Annotated in this window: 24 protein-coding genes; 17 read left to right on the top strand and 7 right to left on the bottom strand. The window is 70.6% G+C overall.

What is annotated here, in order from left to right; genetic code table 11:
• Window positions 1-40 precede the first annotated feature (40 nt).
• The 7 genes from MKK69_RS06355 to MKK69_RS06325 all read left to right on the top strand — a co-directional run bounded on the left by MKK69_RS06355 (window position 41) and on the right by MKK69_RS06325 (window position 6,385).
• Window positions 41-727, top strand: a complete 687-nt coding sequence (locus MKK69_RS06355) for a flagellar hook assembly protein FlgD (protein WP_243966897.1) — start codon at window positions 41-43, stop codon at window positions 725-727.
• A 91-nt stretch (window positions 728-818) separates the two neighbouring features.
• Window positions 819-1,094: a DUF1153 domain-containing protein gene (locus MKK69_RS06350; protein ID WP_007569077.1), complete on the top strand. Its 276-nt coding sequence runs from the start codon at window positions 819-821 to the stop codon at window positions 1,092-1,094.
• A 220-nt stretch (window positions 1,095-1,314) separates the two neighbouring features.
• A complete protein-coding gene (fliF, locus tag MKK69_RS06345) occupies window positions 1,315-2,949 on the top strand; it encodes a flagellar basal-body MS-ring/collar protein FliF (protein WP_243966896.1) in 1,635 nt (544 codons plus the stop codon).
• A gap of 18 nt (window positions 2,950-2,967) precedes the next feature.
• A complete protein-coding gene (locus tag MKK69_RS06340; protein ID WP_243966895.1) occupies window positions 2,968-4,014 on the top strand; it encodes a flagellar motor switch protein FliG in 1,047 nt (348 codons plus the stop codon).
• The gene (locus MKK69_RS06335) at window positions 4,011-4,622 is read left to right on the top strand and encodes a FliH/SctL family protein (RefSeq protein WP_243966894.1); all 612 of its coding nucleotides are present in this window, start codon (window positions 4,011-4,013) and stop codon (window positions 4,620-4,622) included. The genes MKK69_RS06340 and MKK69_RS06335 overlap by 4 nt, the downstream gene beginning before the upstream one ends.
• 10 nt (window positions 4,623-4,632) lie before the next feature.
• Window positions 4,633-4,965, top strand: coding sequence for a flagellar motor switch protein FliN (gene fliN, locus MKK69_RS06330; protein ID WP_243966893.1), 333 nt, complete (start codon window positions 4,633-4,635; stop codon window positions 4,963-4,965).
• 61 nt (window positions 4,966-5,026) lie between these two features.
• Window positions 5,027-6,385 (top strand): sigma-54 interaction domain-containing protein, encoded by a 1,359-nt coding sequence (locus MKK69_RS06325; protein WP_243966891.1) that lies wholly within the window; start codon window positions 5,027-5,029, stop codon window positions 6,383-6,385.
• A 78-nt stretch (window positions 6,386-6,463) separates the two neighbouring features.
• On the opposite strand, the gene MKK69_RS06320 is transcribed toward MKK69_RS06325, so the two are convergent.
• Window positions 6,464-6,748 carry a hypothetical protein gene (locus tag MKK69_RS06320; RefSeq protein ID WP_243966890.1) on the bottom strand — a complete coding sequence of 95 codons (285 nt, stop codon included), beginning with the start codon at window positions 6,746-6,748 and terminating at the stop codon, window positions 6,464-6,466.
• A gap of 183 nt (window positions 6,749-6,931) precedes the next feature.
• Window positions 6,932-8,245 carry a capsule biosynthesis protein gene (locus MKK69_RS06315; protein WP_243966889.1) on the bottom strand — a complete coding sequence of 438 codons (1,314 nt, stop codon included), beginning with the start codon at window positions 8,243-8,245 and terminating at the stop codon, window positions 6,932-6,934.
• Window positions 8,246-8,419: 174 nt separating this feature from the next.
• Here MKK69_RS06315 and MKK69_RS06310 point away from each other — a divergent pair, with 174 nt between their 5' ends.
• The 3 genes from MKK69_RS06310 (at window position 8,420) to fliP (ending at window position 10,781) form a co-directional block, all read left to right on the top strand.
• On the top strand, window positions 8,420-8,860 hold the full coding sequence (locus tag MKK69_RS06310; protein ID WP_243966888.1) for a hypothetical protein: 441 nt from the start codon (window positions 8,420-8,422) through the stop codon (window positions 8,858-8,860).
• Window positions 8,861-8,925: 65 nt separating this feature from the next.
• Window positions 8,926-9,993 (top strand): lysylphosphatidylglycerol synthase domain-containing protein, encoded by a 1,068-nt coding sequence (locus MKK69_RS06305; protein ID WP_243966887.1) that lies wholly within the window; start codon window positions 8,926-8,928, stop codon window positions 9,991-9,993.
• 5 nt (window positions 9,994-9,998) lie between these two features.
• Complete coding sequence (gene fliP / locus MKK69_RS06300; protein WP_409564781.1) at window positions 9,999-10,781, top strand: flagellar type III secretion system pore protein FliP; 783 nt, start codon at window positions 9,999-10,001, stop codon at window positions 10,779-10,781.
• Window positions 10,782-10,902: 121 nt separating this feature from the next.
• Here fliP and MKK69_RS06295 read toward each other — a convergent pair whose 3' ends face one another.
• The 3 genes from MKK69_RS06295 to MKK69_RS06285 form a co-directional block, all read right to left on the bottom strand.
• On the bottom strand, window positions 10,903-14,283 hold the full coding sequence (locus tag MKK69_RS06295; protein WP_243966886.1) for a hypothetical protein: 3,381 nt from the start codon (window positions 14,281-14,283) through the stop codon (window positions 10,903-10,905).
• A gap of 137 nt (window positions 14,284-14,420) precedes the next feature.
• Window positions 14,421-15,128: an invasion associated locus B family protein gene (locus tag MKK69_RS06290; RefSeq protein ID WP_243966885.1), complete on the bottom strand. Its 708-nt coding sequence runs from the start codon at window positions 15,126-15,128 to the stop codon at window positions 14,421-14,423.
• 112 nt (window positions 15,129-15,240) lie between these two features.
• A complete protein-coding gene (locus MKK69_RS06285) occupies window positions 15,241-15,417 on the bottom strand; it encodes a hypothetical protein (protein WP_243966884.1) in 177 nt (58 codons plus the stop codon).
• 376 nt (window positions 15,418-15,793) lie between these two features.
• Here MKK69_RS06285 and MKK69_RS06280 point away from each other — a divergent pair, with 376 nt between their 5' ends.
• Window positions 15,794-17,239, top strand: a complete 1,446-nt coding sequence (locus tag MKK69_RS06280; protein ID WP_243966883.1) for a homospermidine synthase — start codon at window positions 15,794-15,796, stop codon at window positions 17,237-17,239.
• Window positions 17,240-17,334: 95 nt separating this feature from the next.
• Window positions 17,335-17,658 (top strand): TM2 domain-containing protein, encoded by a 324-nt coding sequence (locus MKK69_RS06275; protein WP_243966882.1) that lies wholly within the window; start codon window positions 17,335-17,337, stop codon window positions 17,656-17,658.
• 102 nt (window positions 17,659-17,760) lie between these two features.
• On the opposite strand, the gene MKK69_RS06270 is transcribed toward MKK69_RS06275, so the two are convergent.
• Complete coding sequence (locus MKK69_RS06270; protein ID WP_243966881.1) at window positions 17,761-18,612, bottom strand: metallophosphoesterase; 852 nt, start codon at window positions 18,610-18,612, stop codon at window positions 17,761-17,763.
• Window positions 18,613-18,620: 8 nt separating this feature from the next.
• Complete coding sequence (locus tag MKK69_RS06265; RefSeq protein ID WP_243966880.1) at window positions 18,621-19,226, bottom strand: cation transporter; 606 nt, start codon at window positions 19,224-19,226, stop codon at window positions 18,621-18,623.
• A 188-nt stretch (window positions 19,227-19,414) separates the two neighbouring features.
• Between MKK69_RS06265 and croR the strand changes: the two genes are divergently transcribed.
• From croR to MKK69_RS06240, 5 genes are all read left to right on the top strand, one after another.
• Window positions 19,415-19,888 carry a MaoC family dehydratase gene (croR, locus tag MKK69_RS06260; protein WP_243966879.1) on the top strand — a complete coding sequence of 158 codons (474 nt, stop codon included), beginning with the start codon at window positions 19,415-19,417 and terminating at the stop codon, window positions 19,886-19,888.
• A 64-nt stretch (window positions 19,889-19,952) separates the two neighbouring features.
• Window positions 19,953-20,720 (top strand): RNA methyltransferase, encoded by a 768-nt coding sequence (locus MKK69_RS06255; protein ID WP_279598215.1) that lies wholly within the window; start codon window positions 19,953-19,955, stop codon window positions 20,718-20,720.
• A 183-nt stretch (window positions 20,721-20,903) separates the two neighbouring features.
• Entirely contained in the window at window positions 20,904-21,518 is a 615-nt protein-coding gene (locus MKK69_RS06250) for a TadE/TadG family type IV pilus assembly protein (RefSeq protein ID WP_243966875.1), read from the top strand.
• Window positions 21,518-22,132 (top strand): TadE/TadG family type IV pilus assembly protein, encoded by a 615-nt coding sequence (locus MKK69_RS06245; protein ID WP_243966874.1) that lies wholly within the window; start codon window positions 21,518-21,520, stop codon window positions 22,130-22,132. The genes MKK69_RS06250 and MKK69_RS06245 overlap by 1 nt, the downstream gene beginning before the upstream one ends.
• Before the next feature lie 144 nt (window positions 22,133-22,276).
• Window positions 22,277-23,545, top strand: a complete 1,269-nt coding sequence (locus MKK69_RS06240; RefSeq protein ID WP_243966873.1) for a TadE/TadG family type IV pilus assembly protein — start codon at window positions 22,277-22,279, stop codon at window positions 23,543-23,545.
• The last annotated feature ends 163 nt before the right edge of the window (window positions 23,546-23,708 follow it).

The raw sequence follows: 23,708 nt of genomic DNA, 5'->3' as shown, positions 1-23,708 counted from the left end.
CCCGGGCCCAGCGCTCAGGCACGGCACAGGAGAGAACGGCATGTCCAGCGGCATATCCAGCCTCACGAGCACGGCGGCCACGACCAACACGGCGTCGAGCGGCGGCGCAAACGCCACCGAGATCGCGAGCAATTTCACGCAGTTCCTGACGCTGCTGACAACGCAGCTCAAGAACCAGAACCCGCTCGATCCGATGGACACCAACCAGTTCACGCAGCAGCTGGTGCAGTTCGCCGGCGTCGAGCAGCAGCTCAAGACCAACGACCGACTCGACAACATCCTGACCGCGTCGCAGTCGGCCAGTTCCGCCTCGGCCACCAGCTATATCGGCAAGACCGTCACGGCAGACGGCAGCACCTCCCAGCTCGCCGGCGGCTCGGCCTCCTGGAGCCTGACGCCCGCCCGGGCGGCCTCGAAGGCGGTGATCACGATCCTGGATTCGAACAGCAACGTGGTGGCCACCCAGACCACCTCCCTCGCCGCCGGAAGCCAGTCCTACACGTGGAACGGCAAGACTTCGGCCGGGCTGACGGCAGCCAATGGGAACTACTCGATCAAGGTCGCGGCGACCGATGCCACGGGCGCCAACGTCGCCGTCGACACCAGCCTGTCGGGGACGGTGGACGAAGTCGATCTCAGCGGAACTTCCCCGGTCCTGTCGATCGGCTCGCAGAAAGTGCCCCTGTCCAGCGTGCAGACGATCGGGTTGTCCACAAGTGGCACTTAACGAATCACATCCGAGTGACTCGCTTCAACATCTCTTAAGCGGGCGCAAGTACCTTGGACTCTCGACAGGTCAGTCGAGTGTAGAGCGTATCATGACCGAACCTAGCCGCCCGAGAGTGAAGTATGTCATCGGGCCCGACGGCAGCCCCCTCACCATTGCGGACCTTCCGCCCCCGAGCACCCGCCGCTGGGTGATACGCCGCAAGGCCGAGGTCGTGGCCGCGGTGCGCGGCGGCCTCCTCAGCCTGGAGGAGGCGTGCAAGCGCTATACCCTGACGACCGAGGAATTCCTGAGCTGGCAGTTCTCCATCGACCAGCACGGTCTGGCCGGCCTCCGGACCACGCGGATCCAGCACTACCGGCACTGATCCCGGCGGCGGCGGGGATGGAACCGAACGCCCGTGCCCGCCGGTCCCGAAACATCACGAAGCCGTGTCCCGGTCCCGGGCGCGGCTTCGCGGCGTTTCGGAGACCCCTTCGTGCGTCCGCGAGCCCCGGCATTAACGGCCCGCTAACCACGGCCTGGGCAATTTCTGCCGAGCGGGCCGCCAGGGACCGCCTCGCGTTCAGAGTGCAGCGAATCCGCCCGTGAAGCCGGTCCTCGATCTCGTTACGAAGTTCGGACCGGCCCGCATCGCCGCCATGGCGGCGGTGACGCTGACGCTCATCGGCTTCTTCGCCTTCATCATCCTGCGGGTCTCGCGCCCGGACATGGGCGTGCTGTTCTCGGACCTGTCGATGCAGGATTCCAGCGCCGTGGTCCGCGAACTCGACAGCCGCGGCATCCGCTACGAGACCCGGGGCGACACGGGCCAGACGATCATGGCGCCCCGGGCCGACCTCGCCAAGCTGCGCATGGACCTGGCCGGTAAGGGCCTGCCGACCCAGGGCGGGGTGGGCTACGAGATCTTCGACAAGGGGGACGCGTTCTCGTCCACCAATTTCGTGCAGAACGTGAACCACCTGCGCGCCCTGGAGGGCGAGCTCGCCCGCTCGATCCGGGCGATCGGCCGGGTCCAGGCGGCCCGCGTCCACCTGGTCCTGCCGGAGCGCCGCCTGTTCGAGCGGGACCGCGAGAACCCCAGCGCCGCCATCGTGCTGAAGCTGATGGGCGACCTCGATGCCGGGCAGGTGCGGGCCATCCGCCACCTCGCCGCCTCGGCGGTGGAGGGCCTGAAGCCCGAACGGGTCTCGATCGTCGACGAGCGCGGCCGGCTGCTGGCCGACGGCGCCCGGGATGCCGAATCCGACGGCGCCAGCGGCTACGAGGACCGGCAGGTCACCCTGGAACGGCGCCTGCGCGGCCAGATCGAGGACGTGGTCGCCGGCATCGTCGGGCCGGGGCGCGCCCGGGTCCAGGTCAATGCCGAACTCGATCTCAACCGGATCGAGAGCCGCTCCGAGACCTTCGACCCCGAGAGCCGGGTGGTGCGGTCTGCGCAGACCCGGACCGAATCGGCGCTCACCGGCAATGCCGACGGGCAGGTGAGCGTCGGCAACGAGCTGCCCGGCGCCAACGGCGCCGACAAGGCGCCTGCCCCCAAGGACGCCACGAACAAGAACGAGGAGACCACGAACTACGAGATCTCCAAGGTCACCAAGACGGAGATCGCCGAGGGGGGCCGGATCAAGCGCCTGTCGGTGGCGGTGGTGGTCGACGGCGTCTACGCGACGGCGGCCGACGGCAAGCAGGCCTACACCCCCCGGGCTCCGGCCGAGATCGAGCGGATCACCGCCCTGGTGCGCAGCGCGGTCGGCTTCGACAAGGCGCGCGGCGACCAGATCGAGGTGGTGAATCTGCGCTTCGCGGAGGCCCCGAGCGTGCCGCAATTCGCCGAGCCGACGCTGATGCAGGCACTGCTCACCCCCACCAAGGAGGACGTGCTGCGCATGGCCGAACTCGCCGTGCTGGCGCTCCTGACCCTGATCGTCCTGCTCACCGTGGTGCGCCCGCTGATACGGCAGGTGCTGGCACCCATGCCGGCCGCGCCGTCCCTGGCCGGGCCCGGGATGGGAGGCGCACTCGACGCCGCGGCGATCACGGGCGCCGGGGCGGGGACCATCACGGTGGTGGAGCGGGACAACCCCACCGCCCGGCTGATGGAGTTCGCCAAGATCAACGGCCAGGTCCAGGCCGAGACCGTCCAGCGCGTGGTCGACATGGTCCGGGCGAGCCCGTCCGAGACCGTCGAGGTGCTGCGCGGCTGGATCCAGGAAGAGTAAGGCGTCGAGGAACGGACGATGGCGGCAGGTCTGGCGAATACCCTGGCGAATGTGGGCGGCGACTCCTTCGCGACGATGCCCGGTCCGCAGCGCGCGGCCGCGCTCCTGCTGATGCTCGGCGAGGAGGAAGGTGCGCCGATCTGGCAGATGCTGGAGGAGGAGGAGGTCAAGAAGGTCAGCCACGCGATGGTCCAGCTCGGCACGCTGGAGGTGCAGACCGTCGAGCGGCTGATCATCGAGTTCGTGACCAAGCTCGGCAACAGCGGCGGCATCTCGTCGAACTTCGAGCGAACCGAGGCGCTGCTCCTGAAGATCTTCCCCAGCGACCAGGTCTCGCTGATCATGGCGGAGATCAAGGGCGCGTCCGGCAAGCGCGTCTGGGCCTCTATCGCCCAGGTCGACCCGGAGATCCTCGCCTCGTTCCTGCGCAACGAGTACCCGCAGACCGTCGCGGTGGTGCTCTCGCGGGTGCGCGCCGACTACGCCGCCAAGGTGCTGACCATCCTGCCCGAGGATTTCGCCATCGATTGCCTCAACCGCATGTTGCGCATGGAGACGGTCCAGAAGGAGGCCCTGCGCCACATCGAGGAGACCCTGCGGGTCGAGTTCGTGTCCACCATCGCCCAGACCCAGCGCCGCGACGCCCACGAGATGATGGCCGACGTGTTCAACGCCTTCGACCGGCAGACGGAGGGGCGTTTCCTCGCTGCCCTCGATCAGGCGAATCGCGGCTCGGCCAAGCGCATCCGCGAGCTGATGTTCACCTTCGAGGATCTGCTCAAGCTCGATCCGGGCAGCGTCCAGACCCTGATGCGCGCGATCGACAACGAGACCCTGTGCCGGGCGCTCAAGGGCGCCAACGAGCCGACCCGGGCCTTCTTCATGAAGCAGATGTCGACCCGCGCGGCCAAGAACCTCACGGACGAGATGGCCTCCCTCGGCCCCGTCCGCCTCAAGGAGGTCGACGAGGCGCAGGCCAAGATGACCGAGATCGCCAAGGACCTCGCCGAGAAGGGCGAGATCATGATCGCCAAGAATAGCGCCGAGGAGGAGCTGGTCTATTGAGCGCCCAAGCGTCCCGGAGCGCGAAGCCGTTCCTGTTCGAGACGGATTTCCGCAGCGCGCGTCCGAGCGCGGATGCGCTGCGCGCCACCGAGGCCGCCCTGCGCGCCGAGGCCGAGGCCCATGCCCGCGGCCTCCAGGACGGACGGATCCAGGCCGAGGCGCAGGTCCAGGGCCGGCTCGCCGACGCCATGACCCGCCTGGCCCTCGCCGCCGCGGGCCTGATCGCCCAGGCCGACGCGCGCGATGCCGAGCGTGAGGCGCAGGCCGTCGAGGTGGCCGTGCTGATCGCCCGGAAGGTCGCGGGCGACGCCCTGGAGGCCGCCCCGCTCGCCGGCATCGGCGAGGCGGCGCGCGCCGCGCTCCAGCACCTGCGCGGCGTGCCCCACCTGGTGGTGCGGGTCCATGACAGCCTCGTCGAGGAGGCCGAGACCCTGATGAAGCGTCTGGCGCGCGAGCGCGGCTACGAAGGCCGCCTCGTCGTGCTTGGCGACCCCGACATGGCGGCGGGCGATGCCCGCATCGAGTGGGCCGACGGCGGCATCGTGCGGGAGCGTGCCCGCATCGAGGCGGCGGTGCTGGACGCCCTCGGCCTCCCGACGCGCCCGTGAAGGATTCCCGATGTCCGACGATTTCAGCCTGCCCCAGCTCGGCGAGAATGATCCCGACTACGCGGCGGGCTCGATCCGCGACGCGCCGACCACCCCGAAGACCGCCGCCGACCTGGAGCAGCTCTTCGACGTGCCGGTGATGGTCTCGGCGGTGCTGGGCTCCGCCCGGATGCCGATCGGCGACCTGCTCCGGATGGCGCCCGGCGCCGTGCTGGAGCTCGACCGGAAGGTCGGCGAGGCGATCGACGTGTTCGTCAACAACCGGCTGGTCGCCCGCGGCGAGGTCGTCCTCGTCGAGGACCGGCTCGGGGTGACGATGACCGAGATCGTCAAGGGCGAGTGATCTGTTTTCGGCACGGACGCCGGGGGGCTGTCCGCGCCACGATGGTTGAGAGGGACGAACCATGCGGCTCCTGATGATCGGGCGGCTCAACGGCGAGCTGATCACCGCCTCGAAGATCGCCATGCAGCGCGGCGCCGCCGTGACGCAGGCCGATGCCGTGCCGCAGGGCCTGAACGTGCTGCGCGCCCGCGGCGCCGATCTCATCATGATCGACGTGGCCCTGCCCATCGCCGACCTGGTCGCAGCCCTGGAGGCGGAGCGGATCCGCACCCCCGTGGTCGCCTGCGGGGTCTCGGCGGACGCGCAGACCGCCGCGGCGGCGATCCGGGCCGGCGCCAAGGAGTACATCCCGCTCCCGCCCGATCCCGAGCTGATCGCCGCGGTCCTTGAGGCGGTCGCCACCGACCGCGCCGCCTTCGTCTGGCGCGACCCGTCCATGGAGCGGGTGGTCAAGCTCGCCGAGCAGGTCGCCCGCTCGGAGGCCTCGGTGCTGATCACCGGCGAGAGCGGCACCGGCAAGGAGGTCCTGGCCCGCCACGTCCATCAGAAGTCGAACCGGGCGGCCAAGCCCTTCGTCTCGGTCAACTGCGCGGCGATCCCCGAGGCCCTGCTCGAATCCGAGCTGTTCGGCCACGAGAAGGGCGCGTTCACCGGCGCGGTCGCCCGGCGCATCGGCCGGTTCGAGGAGGCCAATGGCGGAACGCTGCTCCTGGACGAGATCTCCGAGATGGACGTGCGCCTGCAGGCGAAGCTGCTGCGGGCCCTCCAGGAGCGGGTGATCGACCGGGTCGGGGGCACCGCCCCGGTGCGGGTCGACATCCGCGTGCTGGCGACCTCGAACCGCAACCTCGCCGAGGAGGTCCGGAAGGGCACGTTCCGCGAGGACCTGTTCTACCGGCTCAACGTCGTAGCCCTGCGGCTGCCGCCGCTGCGCGAGCGCCCGGCCGACATCCTGGAGCTCGCCGCGCATTTCGCCAAGAAATACGCCGCGGTGAACGGCGTGCCGGCCCGCCCGCTCGACGCGCAGGCGCGCGCCCTGATCCTGAAGAACCCCTGGCGCGGCAACGTGCGCGAGTTGGAGAACACCCTGCACCGGGCGGTGCTGCTGGCCTCGGGGGACGCGATCGGCCCCGAGGCGATCCTGTCCCCGGACGGCGAGGTGATGAGTGCCGAGGGACCGGCGACCCGCGCCGCCCAGGCCGCCGAGGCGGCGACCCGCGGACTGGTGGGGCGGACCGTGGCGCAGGTCGAGTGCGACCTGATCCTCGACACCCTCGACCATTGCCTCGGCAACCGCACCCATGCGGCCAAGATCCTCGGCATCTCGATCCGGACCCTGCGCAACAAGCTCAACGAGTACGTCTCATCGGGCCTCGACGTGGCCGAGCCCGGTGGCGTTCGGAGCGCGGCCTGCGGCTGAGCGGCCGGGCCGGGTGACGCGGCGCAGGCGGGCATCATCCTTCTCCGAGAGCCGGTGACTGGCTGTCGCGACGCTGCTTCAGCGGCGCCCGGCCTGCTCGGCGCGGTTGGCCTCGTTCTGGGCCGCGAAGGCGGCGTCGAGCTTGCGCAGCGATTCATAGCGGGCGACGTCGCTCTCGACGTCGCGGATCGTCTCCTCGACGAGGTGGCGCTGCAGCGCGACGCGCGGGTCCTCCGGCGGGAACGCCTCCCGCTCCTGGAGGCGGAGCACGGCCTGCCGCACGACGGTGTAGACCGCCTCACGCTCCGCCCGGGTCATCGACGGCTGGATCGCCTTCGCGACGAGATCGGAGAAATCCGACATGGACCGTTAGACTTCGCTCTTCCAGCAGGGCACGGGCGCCGCCACCCTCTATAGACCGCGCCGTGCGGGATCCAGAGGCTCGCGCATCATCCTCAAAGGTGGCCGACGGCTTTCGGCACGATGCGAACCTGAAAGCCCGCGCCTCGTGCCGGTTCCGACATCCGGCCTGTTGCGCGCGGCGACCTACATACGCTGGTCGCGGATGCCCGCCAGCAGGAGCGAGGACGAGCTCCAGATCACCAGGAAGCAGAAGAACGACACGATCAGCGTGTGACCCCGCTCCGGGTAGAGGCTGTCGGTCGGCAGGACCGGCGGCACGAAGGTCGCCAGGAAGATGTGCTGCTTGCTGGCCGAGACCCGCGCGCGGTCGAGCAGCATGTTCGCCGATTCCTCCAGCTTCTCGGCGATGGTCCGCTCCACGAGCAAGCCCTCGTACTGGAGCAGGGCCTCGGTCAGGTTCGAACCGCCGCCCGCGGCGCCTGCCGCACTCGTCAGCTCGTCCTGCAGGGTCTTCATCTGCTGGTCGATGGCCGCGAGATTGGCGACGAGGATCTGGATCGAGCGCGAGCGCTCGTCCAGGCTGGAGCCGCGCAGGATCTGCAGGTCGTTCTCCGCCTTGAGCTTGTCCTTCCGCAGGAGCGTCAGGGTGGCCAGCGTCCCCTCGGCCGTCTTGACCGGATCGATCACGCCCCACTGATTGCGGAAGAGCTGCAGCGCGAGGTGGGCCTTGCGCAGGCGCTCCTGGGCGGTGGTGGCATCGGCCTGGGCCTGGGCGACCATGTCGGCCTGCGCCCGCTTCGAGATGTCGTTGATCAGCGCCTCGGAACGCGCCACCACGGCGCGGGAGATCGTCAGGGCGTCCTCGGGGGTGAAGGCCCGGACCGTCAGACGGATCACGCCCGAGATCGAGTCGATATGCGCATCGACCTGCCTGCGCCAGTACTTGGTGAGATCCTCAATCGGGCCATTCGGATTCAACCGCGTCCAGAAATCGGCCTGGCGGCGGGAGAACATCGTCGACAGGCCGATGCTCTTCTCCAGCGCCTCGACCATCGTCTGGCTGCCGATATAGTCGCGGACGATGAAGCTATCCTGGCTGTTATGCTTCTGGATCAGGTTGGTGTACTGGCCGAGCGCGATGTTCTCCATCGGCTCGACGTTGCCGCGGACCGCGAACTGGGCCTCGGCGACGTATTGGTCGGAGGCGAAGCCGAACAGGTACAGCCCGATCACGAGGGTCGGCAGCAGGACGAACAGGCTGACGCGGCGGACGATCCGCGAGCCGTAGGTCGACGTGTCCTCCTGGCGCGGGCGCAGGCCCGGCAGGCGGGTCCAGTCCAGGCGCCGTCGAATCGAGGCGGCCAGGGCCCGGGCGCTCCGATCGGCCGGGACCGGGCGGATCGTCTCCGCACTCCGCCGCAGCTCGCTCCTCGTCGGTGCGCCGAACGTCACGATCTCGCCTTCGCGCGTGTCGTCTTTGACGTCGTCGAAGCTCATCCGCTCATTGTTCCTGGGTCTGCGCCGGTTCCGCTCACGCGGCGCCGGCCGGAGGGCGGCCCGTGCGCGGAACTGGAATCCCGTTCTTTTCGGCCCTTTTTATGGCGCCCGTCCCGTCCGCCGCGGCGACGGAGGCCGTAGCCCGACAGGGCTATCGCGCCCTACAATCTCCCGATGATGACAGAACCGTCAATTGCGGGCGACACGGATCGCCGCCCTCCTGGCCGTTCGGCCGGCCGGTCCGCCAAGACCAAGCTCACCGAGATCGTGGTCGTCTGCTCCAAATGCGCCAAGCGGCAGGGGCTCAAGCCGCGCGCGGTCCGCGCGCTCCTGAAGAAGGCCGGGAAGCAGGACGGCCCGGATGCCGCGGGCGCGCGGCGGAAGCTCTGCATCGTCGAGTCGGGCTGCCTCGGCCCGTGCCCGAAGCGGGCCATCGCGGTCGCCACCGGTGCGAGCCTGGCGGCCGGCCGCGTCGTCCTGCTCGATCCCGCGGCGGGCCCGGCCGAGGCGCTCGCGGCCGTGCTCCATCCGGTGCCGCGGCGGCCGCCCCCCGAATTCGGCCCCAATACCGCACTAGCGGCGGTACGACCCGCCGAATCGCCGCCGGCTCGCTGACCGGCACAACCCCTGGAGCCGTCGCTCTTGCCCGCCTCCCGACGCGCCATGCGCACGCCGCGGCCGTGACAGGCACGCACCTATCCGGGAAACGCCGGGTCGTCCGCGCCCTGGTGCGCCGTCTTCCGCTGCTCGGCACCCTGATCGGGCTCGGCTTCGCGGTCTGGCTCGTGGCGACCAACGACCTCGACGCGGTGGCGACGGCGTTCGGGCGGATCGGCGTGGCGGGCTTCGTCGGGGTGACCCTGGTGCGGGCGCTGGTGTTGGTGCTGTGCGGCATCGCCTGGGCGCGCATCCTGGACGGGCTATCGCCCGCGCCGGTCTCGGCCTGCCTGATCCTGCGCTTTGTACGCGAGGGCATCAACGTCCTGCTGCCGGTCGCCTCGGTGGGGGGCGAGGTCGTCGGGGCGCGTCTCCTCACCTTCTGGGGCGTCGCCGGCTCCCTGGCGGCCGCCTCGGTGCTCGCCGACCTGCTGTTTCAGGTCGGGACCCTCGCCCTGTTCGCCGGCCTCGGCGCCGGGCTCCTCCGGCGGGTCGAAGGGGCGCAGGCGGCCGAACTCGCCGATTGGACCCTGCGGACGCTCGCCGTCGCCGCGTTCGCCGTCGCGGCGCTCTTCGCCCTCCAGCGGACCGGGATCGTGCGGCTGGTCGAGGACCGGGTTACGGCGCTCGGTCGACGCTTCGTGCGCGAGGCCGAGGCGGGCCCAGAGCCGACACCGCGGATCCAGGGGGCGCTGGACGCGGTCTGGGCGGCGGGCCGGCGCGGCCGCCTCGCCCAGTCCTGCGCCCTGCACGCGCTGGCCTGGCTGCTCGGCGCCACCGAGATCGCCGTCGTCCTCACCTGCATCGGGATCGACAATGTCGGCCTGACCGACATCCTGGTGATCGAGTCGCTGAGCCAGGCGATCAAGGCCGCGGCCTTCCTGGTCCCGAGCGGGCTCGGCGTTCAGGAGGGCGGGCTCGTGCTGGTCTGCGGCCTGTTCGGCATTCCGCCCGGGACGGCCATCGCCCTGTCCCTCGCCCGCCGGGTGCCCGACGTGGTGCTCGGCCTGCCGGCGCTCCTCGTCTGGCAGAACCTCGAGGCGCGCCGCCACGGCGTGCGCCCCGCCGCGCCGACCTGCGACCGCCCGTGACCCCGATGCCCGACGCCCCGTCCGTCCCGACCCGCATCGGCCCGAGGCGATTGCGCCGGCGTCTCCGCCTGGCCGCGATGCCTGCGCTCGCCGTCGCGCTCTTCGCCGCCGGGCCGGCGCTCGCCCAGAGCGTCACCCTCGACCTCGGTGCCGGCGGCACCACCGAGCGCGCCCTCCAGCTCGTCGCGCTGATCACCGTCCTGGCGGTGGCGCCCTCCGTGCTGGTGATGGCCACCGCCTTCACCCGGATCGTCGTGGTGCTCTCGCTCCTGCGCTCGGCCCTGGGCACCCAGACGGCGCCGCCGACCGCGGTGCTCGTCAGCCTCGCGCTGTTCCTCACTGCCTTCGTGATGGCGCCCACCGGCCGCGCGGCCTACAGCGCCGGGATCGAGCCCCTGATCGCGGGCCGGATCACACAGGCTCAGGCCTTCGAGCGCGCCTCGGCGCCGTTCAAGACTTTCATGCTGCGCAATGTCCGCGAGAAGGACCTCAAGCTGTTCCTCGACCTCGCCAAGGTGCCGACGCCCAAGGGGCCGGAGGATGTCGGCCTGGAGATCGTGACCCCGGCCTTCATGATCTCGGAGCTGCGCCGCGCCTTCGAGATCGGCTTCCTGCTGTTCATCCCGTTCCTGATCATCGACCTCGTGGTCGCCTCGGTGCTGATGGCGATCGGCATGATGATGCTTCCCCCGGCCACGGTCTCCCTGCCGTTCAAGCTGATCTTCTTCGTGCTGGTGGACGGATGGACCCTGGTGGCGGGCTCGCTCGTCCAGAGCTACAGCGGATGAGGGCGCCGGGGCCGGCGATCCAAGGGCTTTGCCGATCGCGCCTCGGCGTTCCGCTCCGGGGTCCAGACGCGTCCCGTTTCTGTCTCCCGGACAGCGTCCGGATTGATGACGCGCGGCCCGCTCACCCCGGCGGTGCGCCGGCGGCTCCGGCGCTGCTCTGCTGGTCCGCGCCCTGCGGCTCGGCGCCCTCGGCAGCGACGGCTCGCCCCCGGTCGGGGATGGCGGTCTCCGGGTAGCGCTTGCGGTACTCGGCCAGGAAGGACGACAGAGTCTCGGCCTTCGTGGCGCGGGCCGCCACGGCGCGGAAGCCCGGCGCTCGGGTCGGATCGGTGCCGGTGAGGAGCGCGAAGGTGCGCGCATCCGGGCTCGCCGCCATGGTCTCCGAGAACTTCGCCTTGAGCCGTTCCAGGCCGATCGCCTCGCCGGCCAGGTCGTAGGCGATCGCGGCGCGCACCGCATCGGCCCGGGACTGCGCGTCCAGGGGCTGCCCGGACCGCCACGCCTCGCCGAGCAGCGCCTCGTGCGTCTCGCCGGCCTCGCGCCACCGGCGGGCGCCCCAGTAGATGTCGGCGCGCAGGCGGTCGATGTCGGGCCCGCTCTCCCCCTCGATCGTCTCCAGGGCGAGGTCGGTGCGGGTCAGGTCCGACAGGGCGCGGGCGCGGATCAGGCCGCGGGCCCGGTTCAGGTCGCGCGGCAGCTCCGGCATCTCCGTCGCGTCGAGGGCCTTCAGGGCCTGCAGCGGCTTGTCGTCCATCAGCCGCACGGTCGCCAGCCGCGCCGCGACGGCGGACCGGGCCGGGCCGGTGAGCCGGTTGTCGATCTGGTACTGAAGGAGGTCGGCGGCGGAGTCCAAGAGATCGACGCCCACAAGGCGATCGGCCAGCCGGCGCACCACCTCGTCGCCGCGCCGCCCGATCGGACTCAATTCCCGGAAATCGAAGAACAGCGCCACGGCCTCGATCCCCGGCAGCGCGTCCCCCTTGTCGGTGAGATACAGGTTCTCGAAGGCCACCTGCGCCTCGCGCATGAGCGCCGCAGCGGTGTCGCCGTTGGGCGCGATGGCGTTGGCCCGGCGCGCGGCCGTGAAGGCATCGCGCCAGCGCCCGGCGGCCAGATAGAGGCGGTCGAGCCCGGCGGTGATGCCGTCCTCGATCGCGCCGCCGTGCCACGTCAGGGCGAGACGTTCCAGCCGCTCCGTGGCGGCCTCGGCCGTCAGTTTGCCGGCGGCGCGGGCCAACAGCGTCCTGCGCAGACTCGCCTCGACCGAGACCGGACGCACCGCAGCCGTCTCCAGCCCGGCATAAGCGTCCAGGGCGGCTTCGACCTGCCCCGTCGCCTCGGCCACGCGGGCCCGGACCAGGGCGAGCCGGTCGCGAATCCAAGGGGGGAGGTCCCGGGCGTCCTCGGCGCGGGCAGCGGCGGTCTCGGCATCGCCGTTCTCGATGGCCGATTCCGCCGCGGCGGTTCGAATCAGTTGAGCGAGGTCAGGGGGGTAACTGTTGGCGAGGGGCAGGACCTTCAGGAATCCGGTCTCGGCGGCCTTCCAATCGCCCGCGCCGGCCGATGCCACGGCCCGCCACAGCACGGCCTCCGGATCCCCGGCGAGCATCGGCAGGGTCAGCGCCTTCAGCGCTTCGGCGTTCCGCCCCATCCGCACGAGCGCCAGGCCGCGCAGGAGGGCGGTGTCACGCTGGGCGGCCAGCAGCGGATCGTCGGCGGCGGCCGCCTCGAGCGCTGTGAGGCCCTCGGGATCGAGCCCGTTGGCGAGGTCGGCGCGGGCGAGCGCGAGCCGCGCCGGGCCGCGTTCGGTCGGCGTCGCGGCGGCGGCCGCGTTGGCGAACCCGCGCAGTGTCTCGCGCACGTTCCCGGACCGCGCCCGCTCCCAGGCGTCGGGCGCGATGGCGAGCATCCCGGCCTCGGCCAGGACCATCTCGGCCTTCCGCGCCACCGCGGAGGCAGCGAGGCCCCCCGCCCGGCCGATCGTCACGGTGTCGAGGTCGGGGCGCACCGCGAGGTCGTCGGCGCCGGCGAGAACCGCCAGGCCGTGCCGGCTCGGCAGGATCTCGAAATCCACGAACCGCCGGTTCTTCGGGTTGCCCACGGGGCGCTGGGCCGCCGAGGTCACCACCGCGATGCGCTCGCCGTCGAGGTCGAGCCATGTCGCCGAGCCGGGCCGCGGCAGGCCGAGCGAGACCGCGATGCGGCCCGAGGGGTCGGGCTTGCGCTGGGGGTCGATCGTGTCGCTCGGGCTCAGGGTGTCGCCCGCCGAGAGTTCCCAGGCGGGCCCGCTCTCCGTGGCAACCGCGGTGAGATCGACCAGGCGGCCCTGGGGCACCGAGAACCGCAGGAGCGTGAGCGGTCCCGTCCGACCGGGCGCGCCGACGGGCACGAGACCCTGGCTCCCGGCGGGGACCACGACCGGCTCGGCGGTCTCGAAGGCCAGCGTGGCGACGCCGCCCCGCTCGAACAGGACGGCCGGCGGCAGGGCGTGGAACGGGAAGACCAGGCCGGACCCGGCCCGGCGCTTCGGCGGCGCCTCGGGCGGTCGATCCGGACCGGCCGGCGCCTCCGCCCGGCGCGGCGGTTCGGATGCGGATGCGGGGGCAGACGGCGTCGCGACCGCCGGCTCCGGCTTCGGGGGCCCGGGCACCTCGACGGCGGTCCTGCCGGGCTCGGGCGGCTTGCGGCGGACCACGTCCAGGAGGAAAGCTCCGTCCTCGCGCTCCGTGCCGATGCCGAACCCCTCCTCGGGGGTCACGAGCAGACTGGCCGACGTCGCATCCGTCTCGGTCGCCAGCTTGGCGATGCCGGGCCGGGAACGGCCGCGGGTCAGACCCGGATCGATGGTCCAGGGTCCGACAATCCGCAGCCGCGTCGAAACGCCCTCGGCGGTGAGGGTGGTGACCGCTTCCGCGGGCAGGCGCAGCGACAGGCGCGTCAGCGTCGGGAGCAGAGCGAGTTCCAGGGACAGGGGCTTGCGCACCGGTTCGGGTACGCGGGCCCTGAGCGCCTCCTCGGCGGCCCGGGCGCGGCGGGCGAGATCGGCCACCACCTCGGGGGGCAGCGGCGGCGGCAGGCCGGACCAGCCCTCCGGCAGCAGGTCGACGAACACCCGCTCGCCGGCCGATTGCAGGTTGATCCGGTAGGGCCGCTGGAGGGCGACCCGCAGGCCGGTCCCGTCGGGATCGCGCCGGACGCTCGAAACATAGGCGGGCATTTCCTCGGCCAGGTGCTCGGGGCCCGGGGCGACGCGCTCGCTGTAGCCGAGGAGCAGGACGCCGCCCGCGAGCTTGGCCTTGACCGCGACGGGCTTGTCGAAGGTGAGCAGGATGCGGCCGTAGCCGCCGGGGCCGGCGCCGGTCTCGCCGCCCTTGGCGCCGACCAGCTGGGCGGCCAGGGACGGATCGATCGCCGCCAGCAGCGCCACCAGCGACAGCGCCGCGCGCAGAAGCCGGGCCCCGAGCCCTCGACCGATCCGGGGTCGCCCGCCCACCGCTCTCATCGCCTCGCCGATCCGATTCCGGCGCGCGGCTCCGGCGGGGCCGCGGCGCGCGGCGCCACATGTCCCGAACATCCTGCGGCGGCGCGGCTAACGCTGCCTTAACCGTACCCCGTAAATTCGCCGGACCGCCGGGCTTTTCAGCCGCTCAGGGCGACGGCGCGGTCGAGGGCCCGGGCGAAACCCTCGAGCGGAACCGTGATCGTCGCCGCGTCGCTGCCGCCCGACTTCTGTCCGATCACGAAGAGCGTTTTGGCGGCCCGCATGCCGTCGAGGGCCAGCGTCGGGAAGCTGATCGGGACGAAGCAGCCGTCCGGCCCGCAGGCCGTGTAGGGCGCGCCCTTGCCAAGGGCCTGCTCGTCCAGCTTGAAGGTGACGCCCGGCTCGATCGACAGGCCGAAGGGCATCAGCACGATCCCCTCGGAGCGACCGTTCGCCGGGGTCTGGAGCTCGAAGCCGAACTTGCGGCGGCCGGTCTGCGAATCGCCCTGCGACTGGGCGACGATGCAGGTGATCTTCTCGCTCGGGCGCGTGCAGGTCATGGTCCAGTCGCCGTAGCTCTCGCTGACGGTACTGGCGCCGGTGGGCCACGCGGCATGCGCCGGGGCCGATGCGGCAGCGGCCGGCGCGGCGTCCGCCGCCGCAGGCTTGGCTTCCACGGGGGCGGGCTTGACCGCCGTTTTCGGTGCGACCGGCTTCGGACGGGGTTTGGGCCGGGCCTTCGGCGGGGCATCGGCCGGGGCGGCGGCCTCCGGTTCGGCATCCTGGGCCCGCGCAGCCGCCAGCGGAACGGCGAGCAGCAGCGTCACGGTCAGGCTGAGGCGCAGGAACGCGCGAATCGTCGGCATGGAATCAACAACCCCGGGACCATGGAACGGCACAGCCGCCTAAAGCCCGAACGGGAACGACGCAATCGCCCCGGTATCCACGCCGGCGAAAGCACTCCGCCGGGGGGACCCGTCAGAGCGGGTTCGGACCACCGGCGGCGCGGGCCAGGGCGCAGCGCCGGGCAAAGGCGGCCTCGGTCCCGCTGCGGACGGCGCGGGCGCAGACGAACACGAGGGTGAGGATCCCGGGATCGCGATCCACGGTCTCGGTGACCGGGCCGGGGATCCGGGATGTGATGAGTGCGAGCATGACGGACTCCGACGGGCTGGATCTCGGACGTTTCCGTGAAAACCCCTGCCGAGCGGCCGTCTCGGCGACCTTGTTGCAACGCAATATGAGGCCTGCGGCCGGCGCCGACCACAGGAGTGTACGCTGACGGCGCATGCATTCGGATCATGGCTGCTTGTGCTGTCCGTCAACGATGCGTTAACGGCCCGGTGCGCCGGACGGTTGACCGTGCCCGGGTGAGCCGCCATTGAGCCCCCTGCCCGGCAACGGGTCCGTCGACCGCGCCGCGATGCCGGGGCGGGCTTGTCGCCGCAGTGTCACATGCCCGCCATAACCCGCCCGCTGGCCAGACCACGCGGACGCCCGCGGCGCCCGTCAGAATCCGAGGATCTCCCGTATGTCCGAGCAGCCGACCCATCACCCGATCCATGGCCGTATCAGCGGGCCCATCGTGATGATCGGCTTCGGCTCGATCGGCCGGGGCACGCTGCCCCTCATCGAGCGCCACTTCGAATACGACAAGGCCCGCTTCACGGTGATCGACCCGGTCGACACCCACCGGGCGCTCGCCGAGAAGCACGGCCTGCGCTTCGAGACGGTGGCGCTGACCCCCGAGAACTACCGCGACGTGCTCACCCCGCTCCTCACCGAGGGGGGCGGCCAGGGCTTCTGCGTGAATCTCTCGGTCGACACCTCGTCGCGCGCCATCATGGAACTCTGCCGCGAGCTCGGTGCCCTCTACATCGACACCGTGGCCGAGCCCTGGCCGGGCTTCTACTTCGACAAGACCAAGAGCCAGGGCGACCGCACCAACTACGCCCTGCGCGAGAACATCCTCGACGCCCGCGCCCAGAAGCCGGGCGGCACCACCGCGGTCTCGTGCTGCGGCGCCAATCCCGGCATGGTCTCGTGGTTCGTCAAGCAGGCGCTCCTGAACATCGCCCAGGATACCGGGCTGCAGCGGTCCGAGCCGAAGACCAAGGCTGAATGGGCCGCGCTGATGAAGGATCTGGGCGTCAAGGGCGTCCACATCGCGGAGCGGGATACCCAGCGCGCCAAGACCCCGAAGCCGCGCGGCGTCTTCGTCAACACCTGGTCGGTGGAGGGCTTCGTCTCCGAGGGCAATCAGCCGGCCGAGCTCGGCTGGGGCACGCACGAGACCTGGAAGCCCGCCAATGCCCGCGGGCAGGAGAAGGGCTCGGCCTGCGCCATCTACCTGCTGCAGCCGGGCGCCGACACCCGCGTGCGCACCTGGGTGCCGACCGCCGGCTCTCAGTTCGGCTTCCTGGTGACCCACAACGAGGCGATCTCGATCGCCGACTACTACACGGTGCAGGAGGGCGGGACGCCGGTGTACCGGCCGACCTGCCACTACGCCTATCACCCGGCCGACGACGCCGTGCTGTCGCTCCACGAGATGTTCGGCAAGGCCGCCCAGGTGCAGGAGCAGCAGCACATCCTGGACGAGACCGAGATCGTCGACGGCATCGACGAGCTCGGCGTGCTGGTCTACGGTCACGCCAAGAACGCCTACTGGTACGGCTCGCAGCTCTCCATCGAGGAGACCCGCCGGATCGCCCCCTACCAGAACGCCACCGGCCTGCAGGTGACCTCAGCGGTGCTCGCCGGCATGGTCTGGGCCCTGGAGAACCCGGAGGCCGGCATCGTCGAGGCCGACGAGATGGATTTCCGCCGCTGCCTCGAAGTCCAGACCCCGTATCTCGGCCCGGTGGTCGGGGTGTACACGGACTGGACGCCGCTCACCGACCGCCCGGGCCTGTTCCCGGAGGACATCGATACGAGCGATCCCTGGCAGTTCCGCAACGTGCTGGTCCACGGCTGAGGTTGTCCGGGCCGGCGGATCGTTTCCGCCGGCCCGGTCCTGCCATCGGGCGCTCCTGCCTCAAAGCTTGACCGTACAAGCGGGGGACAGAACGGATGAGTGCGACGACCCAGGACCAGATCCTGATCGAACAGCGTGTCGCCAATGAGCGACCGAGCCTGATCCCAGCCTATATCCTTCGGTTATTTCTCGGCTTCCTCTCCGCTCATCGCTTCTATCTCGGTCGTACCGCCAGCGCGATCTTCGAGATCGTCCAAAATTGCATCGTCATCGGGGTGATCTGGCTCGTCGTCGACCTGTTCCTGATGCCCGGGATGGTGCGGGCGAACCAGGCGAGCGTCCGCGATCGCCTGATGCGGAACCTTCAGACGTCGCGTCCGGCGTCCGGCGCGGCTCTGTCCCCGCCCGACCACTTCTGAAGACGCGCCGGGGAATGCGGCACGCGGGTGCGGCTCGACCGCGGCCGCGCCCCGATACGGGGGCACCAGCTTAGGCAGCCGGCCGCCCTGGGCGAGGCCGGATCAGCGCCGCGCGACCTCGACGAAGCGATCGCTCCGGTAGCCCGCCCCCTCCACCGGGTTCGACACCCAGCGGCAGCGCCCGATCGCCAGGTCATGACCGGCATGGAAATGGCCGGAGATCCACAGGTCCGGCCGCTCGGCATCGGCGAGGTCGTCCAGCGCCGTGCTGGCGTAGAAGGCCGGGACCCACCAGGGGACGCCGGGCGCGTCCCGGAACCGGTCCGCCGCAAGCGGGCTCGCCGGATGGTGCGTCACGACCACGGTCGGGCCGACATGCGGGATCCGGAGCGCGGCGTGCAAAGCCGCCCGCTCGGCCCGGTGCCCCGCCATCGCGTCCGCGGGCTGCCAGGGGCTGCCGTCGGCCTTGCGGATCGAACCGAGATATTCCCGCGAGCCCGTGACCGGATCGGTCATGCGGTCGGCCGCGTAGGCCACCGGGTCGACGGGCCGGTCCGGCGCGTCCGGGGCGAGCCAGCGCCCGGCGAGGGCCCAGTCGCTCCACAGGGTGGTGCCGACGAAGCGCACCCCGTCGACGATGCAGGTCTGCGCCCCCTGGAGCAGGTGGATCCGGGCGCCGAAGCCGTTGAGCCGCGTCACCTCGGCCTCCAGCGCCGCCAGCAGCTCCGGCGCGGTGCGCCTGTCCCCGGTCGGGGCGTAGCGCTCGTGGTTGCCCGGAACCAGCACGATCGGGCGGCCCTGCGCGAGGTGCAGCAGCGCCGCGAGACCGCGCACGGGATGCCCCTCGTAGAGGTCTCCCGGGCAGGCGAGCAGATCGAACGGTTCCGCGGGCGGCGGGATCAGGTCCAGCCGCCGCCGCTCCAGGTGCAGATCCGAAATGGGGAAGATTCGCATGGCTTCGGTTATCGTGCGGCTCTGCGCTCGGCCGCGGCGGCCTTGAGGATGTCGGCAGCGGATTCGGCATTGAGGATCGCGATGCCCGCCGCCACGGCGAGGTCCGGCCAGGGTGTGGGATAGGCGGCGGTCACCAGCCCGGCGGCGATGATCGCGAGGTTGGCGAAGGTATCGTTACGCGCCGAGAGATAGGCCGCGCGGGTCAGGCTGCCCGATCCGGTGCGGTGCCGAGCGAGCATCAGCGCGCAGGTGAGGTTCACGGCGAGCGCCCCGAGGCCGGTGAGCGTCAGCGGCAGGGCGGCGGGGGCCACGAAATCCGAGACCTTGGCGTAGGCCGCCCAGGCGCCCGCCACGGCCGGCAGGAGCAGGATGCCCGCCATGGCGGTCCCGAGCCGCGCCCGGTTGCGCGCCCCCCAGCCGAGGCCCGCGACAATCAGCAGGTTGATCGCCGCATCCTCCAGGAAATCGAGGCTGTCGGCGATCAGCGCCACCGAGCCGATGGTCAGCGCCACCGCGATCTCGATGCCGAAATAGCCGAGGTTCAGCGTCGCGACGCGGGCCACGACGGGGCGGAGGGCGGGCGGCGCGGGCCGGGCTGCTTCATCGACGGTCACGGGACGCGTCTTCGCCGAGGCCGGCACGCCTGTCGAGGGCCGTTGAGAAATCCCTGTCCGCGACTCAAGAAAGTTCGACGCCCTTCCGCCTTCGTCCGGGTGGATTCGCCGCCGCGATCGTGCGAGGCCGGTTCCGGAGCCGGCTGCGCGGAACGCGTCATCGGCCGGAAGCGGAGGTCTGCCGAGCCATGCTGCCCGAATTGCGCGTGCTCTATTTCGAGGATCTCGAGATCGGCCTGTCGGAGACCCTGTCGAAGACCATCGCCTCCTCGGACGTGGTGGGCTTCGCCGAGATCACCGGCGACCGCAACCCGATCCACCTCTCCGAGCACTTCGCCGCCCGCACGCCGTTCGGCACCCGCATCGCCCACGGCCTGTACACGGCCGGATTGATCTCGGCGGTGCTGGGCACCCGCCTGCCGGGACCGGGCGCGGTCTACATCTCGCAGACCCTCAACTTCCGCGCGCCGGTGCGCATCGGCGACGTCGTGGAGGTCACCGTGACAGTTGCCGAGCTGATGCCCGAGCGGCGGCGGGCGCGCCTGGCCTGCCAATGCTCGGTGGCGGGGGAGACGGTCCTCGACGGCGAGGCGCTGGTCAAGGTGCCGACCCGGGCCGAGGCCGACCCGCTCGCCAGCCGGACCGAGCGGTCGCAGGGCTGAGGTGGGCGCGGTCCCGGAGACGGTCACCGACCCGGACGATCCCCGCCTCGAACCCTACGCCCGCATGCGCGAGCGCGACCTCGTCGGCCGCGCCGGACGCTTCATCGCCGAGGGCGAGGTGACCCTACGGCTGCTGCTCGGCCGGCGCAGCCGCTTCCGCGCCGAATCGATCCTGCTGCTGCCGGAACGCTGGGCCGGCCTCGCCGAGGCCGTCGCCGCGTATCCGGAGCCGCCCCCGGTCCTCCTCGCCGCCAAGCCGGTGATGAGCGCCGTTACGGGCTTCCCGATCCACCGCGGGGTGCTGGCAGTCGGGCTGCGCGGATCGGACCCCGACGCGGCCAAGCTGGTGCCGCCCGCGCCCGCTCCGGCCCTGGTGCTCGGCCTCGCGGGGCTGACCAACCACGACAATGTCGGTGCCGCTTTCCGCAATGCCGCCGCCTTCGGGGCGGACGCGGTGCTCCTCGACGCGGCGAGCTGCGATCCGCTCTACCGGAAGAGCATCCGGGTCTCGGCCGGGGCCGCCCTGATCCAGCCCTTCGCGCGGCTCGCCCCGGGGGAAGACTGGCTGCGCCTCGCCGATGCCCTCGACCTGGAGGCGCTGGCACTCAGCCCCGGGGCGGCCGAGGCCCTGGACGAGCGCGCCGCACCGGCGCGGGCGCTCCTGATCCTCGGCACCGAGGGGCCCGGGCTGGAAGCAGCGCTCCTCGCCCGGGCGCGGCCGGTTCGCATCGGGATGGCGGCGGGCTTCGACTCCCTCAATGTCGCCACCGCGGCGGGGATCGCCCTGCACAGCATCGCCCGCGGCCAGGGGCGCCTCGGCGGCGGCCGATGAGCGCCGGGATGCCGCCCGGACGGTGCAACTCGGCAGGACAACAGGCGGCGCGATGATCGTGGATAAGGGTCGGCGCGATCGGACGATCGATCGGGTCTTCAGGGTGGCATACGGAAAAACGTAAGACTTCCCTGGTCTAGTCGGTCCGACAACCCCAACCCGTTGGGTCAGACCGTGAGATCATTGCGCTACGCTGCTCCCCGATGGCTCAGGCCACGGCCCCTCGTCGCACGGCTGTGGCGCGAGCGGAGCGGCGCCACAGCGGTCGAGTTCGGTTTCGTCGCGCTGCCGTTCCTCGCCCTGGTCGGTGCCTGCCTCGAGAACGGGCTGGTCGCCTGGGAGCAGGAGATCCTCCAGCAGGCCGTCGTCGAGGCGGGGCGCCAGATCTACACGGGCTCGTTCCAGACCTCGAATTCCGGCACGACCGATGCGGCGACGCTGATCAGCCGGTTCCGGACCGCGATCTGCACGCAACCGAGCGGCGCCGCGCGGGTGACGATCTTCACCTGCGCCAATGTCCGCGTCAGCGTCACGCAGGCGTCCAGCTACGCCTCGGCCTCGGCGGTCTCGCCGGTGGCCACCAGCAGCAGCGGCGTCAGCGACTGGAACCCCAACTTCCAGAGCTACACCTGCGGGGGGGCCTCCACGATCATGGTGGTTCAGGCCGCCGTCGACATTCCGGTCTTCTTCCCGCTCCTCGGCTTGGCCACGGCGAGCCTGCCGAACAAGCGGCGCGTGCTGCAGGCCGCGACCGTCTTCAAGATCGAGCCCTACACCACCCAATCCGTATGCTCGTGATGGCGGCCCCCGCGAAACGCCTGAAGCGCTTCCGCAGCGACGCGCGGGGCGTCGCCGCGGTGGAGTTCGCGCTCGTCCTCCCGGTGCTCATCGTCATCTATTTCGGCACGATCGAGCTGACCCGCATCCTCGATGCGAACCGCAAATTGACCCTGTTCGCACGGACGCTCGGCGATCTGTCGGGGCGCGCGGACAATCCGAAGCCCTCGACCGGCGACATGGCGACGATCGCCGGCGCCGCGACCACGATCCTTCGTCCCCTGGACGCCTCGGGCCTCCAGATCGTCGTCAACGCCATGGGCGTCGAGTCCATCTACGGCACGCTCTACGGCGGCGTCTGTTCCAGCTGGGCTCAGAACGCGACGCAGCGCCCGGCCCTCCAGATCAACGGGACGAACGGCTTGCCCGCCACGCCGGCCGCCTACCAGTTCGACGGCGCCCGCTACATCCTCGCCGAGGTCACGATGACCTACACGCCGATCATCGGCAGCGCGCTGTACAAGTGGATCTTCGGTGCGGGCGGTCTGACCTTCACCCGGCAGATCCCATGGTCGGAGCGGACCGTGAACGAGATCGTCATGCCGGGCGGAACGGCCTGCCCGAACTACAGCTAGAGCCATGCTTGATCGCTGGCTCTGCGTCCTTGTTTCAGCGCGCGCGGCGAACCGGCAAGCGGTTAGGCCGGAGCGCGCTCACGATTGCGGGAGGGTGCCCTGTCCTCGTTTCCTGGCCGGGTGAACCGGTACGTCAGACATCGGGTGCTGAGCTACGGCCGCGCCCGGTCCGGACAGGTCGCGATAACCCTCGCCCTGGTGGCGATGCCGATCCTCTTCGCCTCGGCCGCGGCGATCGATTACGGCCGACGCAACGCCGTCAAGGCGCGGCTCGACACGGCCCTCGACGGCGCCGTGCTCGCGGTCATGTCGCAGAAGACCAATTCCATCTCGACGACCAATCTTCAGAACATGGAGACGCAGTTCCGCGCGGAGGCCGCCAAGGTCCCCGGCGTGACCGTCACGTCGTTCACCCCCGGGACGCCGGTCAACGGGGCGTCGACCTTGAGCCTCACGGCGAGCTACACCGCGACCGTGAAAACCAGTCTCGCCTCGATGATGAAGGTCGTGACGATGAATATCGGCGGGACCGCTTCGAGCACCCGCAATTTGTTCCAATATATCAATTTCTATCTTCTACTCGACAATTCCCCGTCGATGGGGCTGGCCGCGACCGACACCGATGTCAACAACATGAAGAATGCCACCGGCGGCTGTGCGTTTGCCTGCCATCAGCATACCTTCGATTCCTCGGGCAATGTGACCGGCGACAACCTGAACGACAATTATCACATCGCTCAGAAAAACAACATCAAGCTGCGGATCCAGGTCCTGCGCGATGCCGTGTCGGCGCTGGTCGATCAGGCCAATGCCAGCATGTCGCTGCCGCAGCAGTTCCAGATGGAGATGTGGACCTTCAACGATTCCACGACACAGACGCGCCTTCAGGCGATGACCGCGACCCTGAGCCAGATCAAGACGGCGGCTGCCAATATCGACATTGCCTACGCGTATTATAATCAATCCGACAATCAGTCCGATTTCGAACGCGCCATCACCAAAATGAATACGACGATTCCGGCCAGCGGCACCGGCTCGACCGCGGCGTCGCCGATCCGGTTCCTGTTCTTCGTGACCGATGGCGTCGAGGATACAGGGGGCACTGTCACCAATCAGAGCGCGGGCTTTCAGTATCAGAGCAATCGCTTCATCGGACCCTTCAGTCCGTCGACGTGCAAGGCGCTGAAAAACAACAACGTCCGCATCGGCATCATCTACACGCAGTATCTTCCGCTTTATGACAACAGTTTCTACAACTCCTATGTCCGACCCTACGAAAACCAGATCGGGCCTTCGCTGAAATCGTGCGCGTCGGACGGGTTGTATTTCCCCGTCGCGTCCGGCGGCGACATCACGGCCGCCATGCTCCAGCTGTTCTCGACCGCCGTGGCGTCGGTCCGATTGAGCAACTGACGGGGTCTTCGACGCGGAGAGCACCGCGCCCCCGGAAAGCGGCACGGTGTCGGGTCCGAGACCGGCGAAGCGGACGGGCGCGACGGTGAGCGTGCGATCCCTCGCGCCCCATCTTCAACGCTCGATGTCCGCACGCGAAAACGTCGGGGCGGCGGGGGCGTTG

Origin of the sequence: Methylobacterium sp. J-026 (assembly GCF_022829585.1) — a bacterium.
Lineage (GTDB): Bacteria > Pseudomonadota > Alphaproteobacteria > Rhizobiales > Beijerinckiaceae > Methylobacterium.
This window is presented reverse-complemented; position numbering and strand designations above follow the sequence as displayed.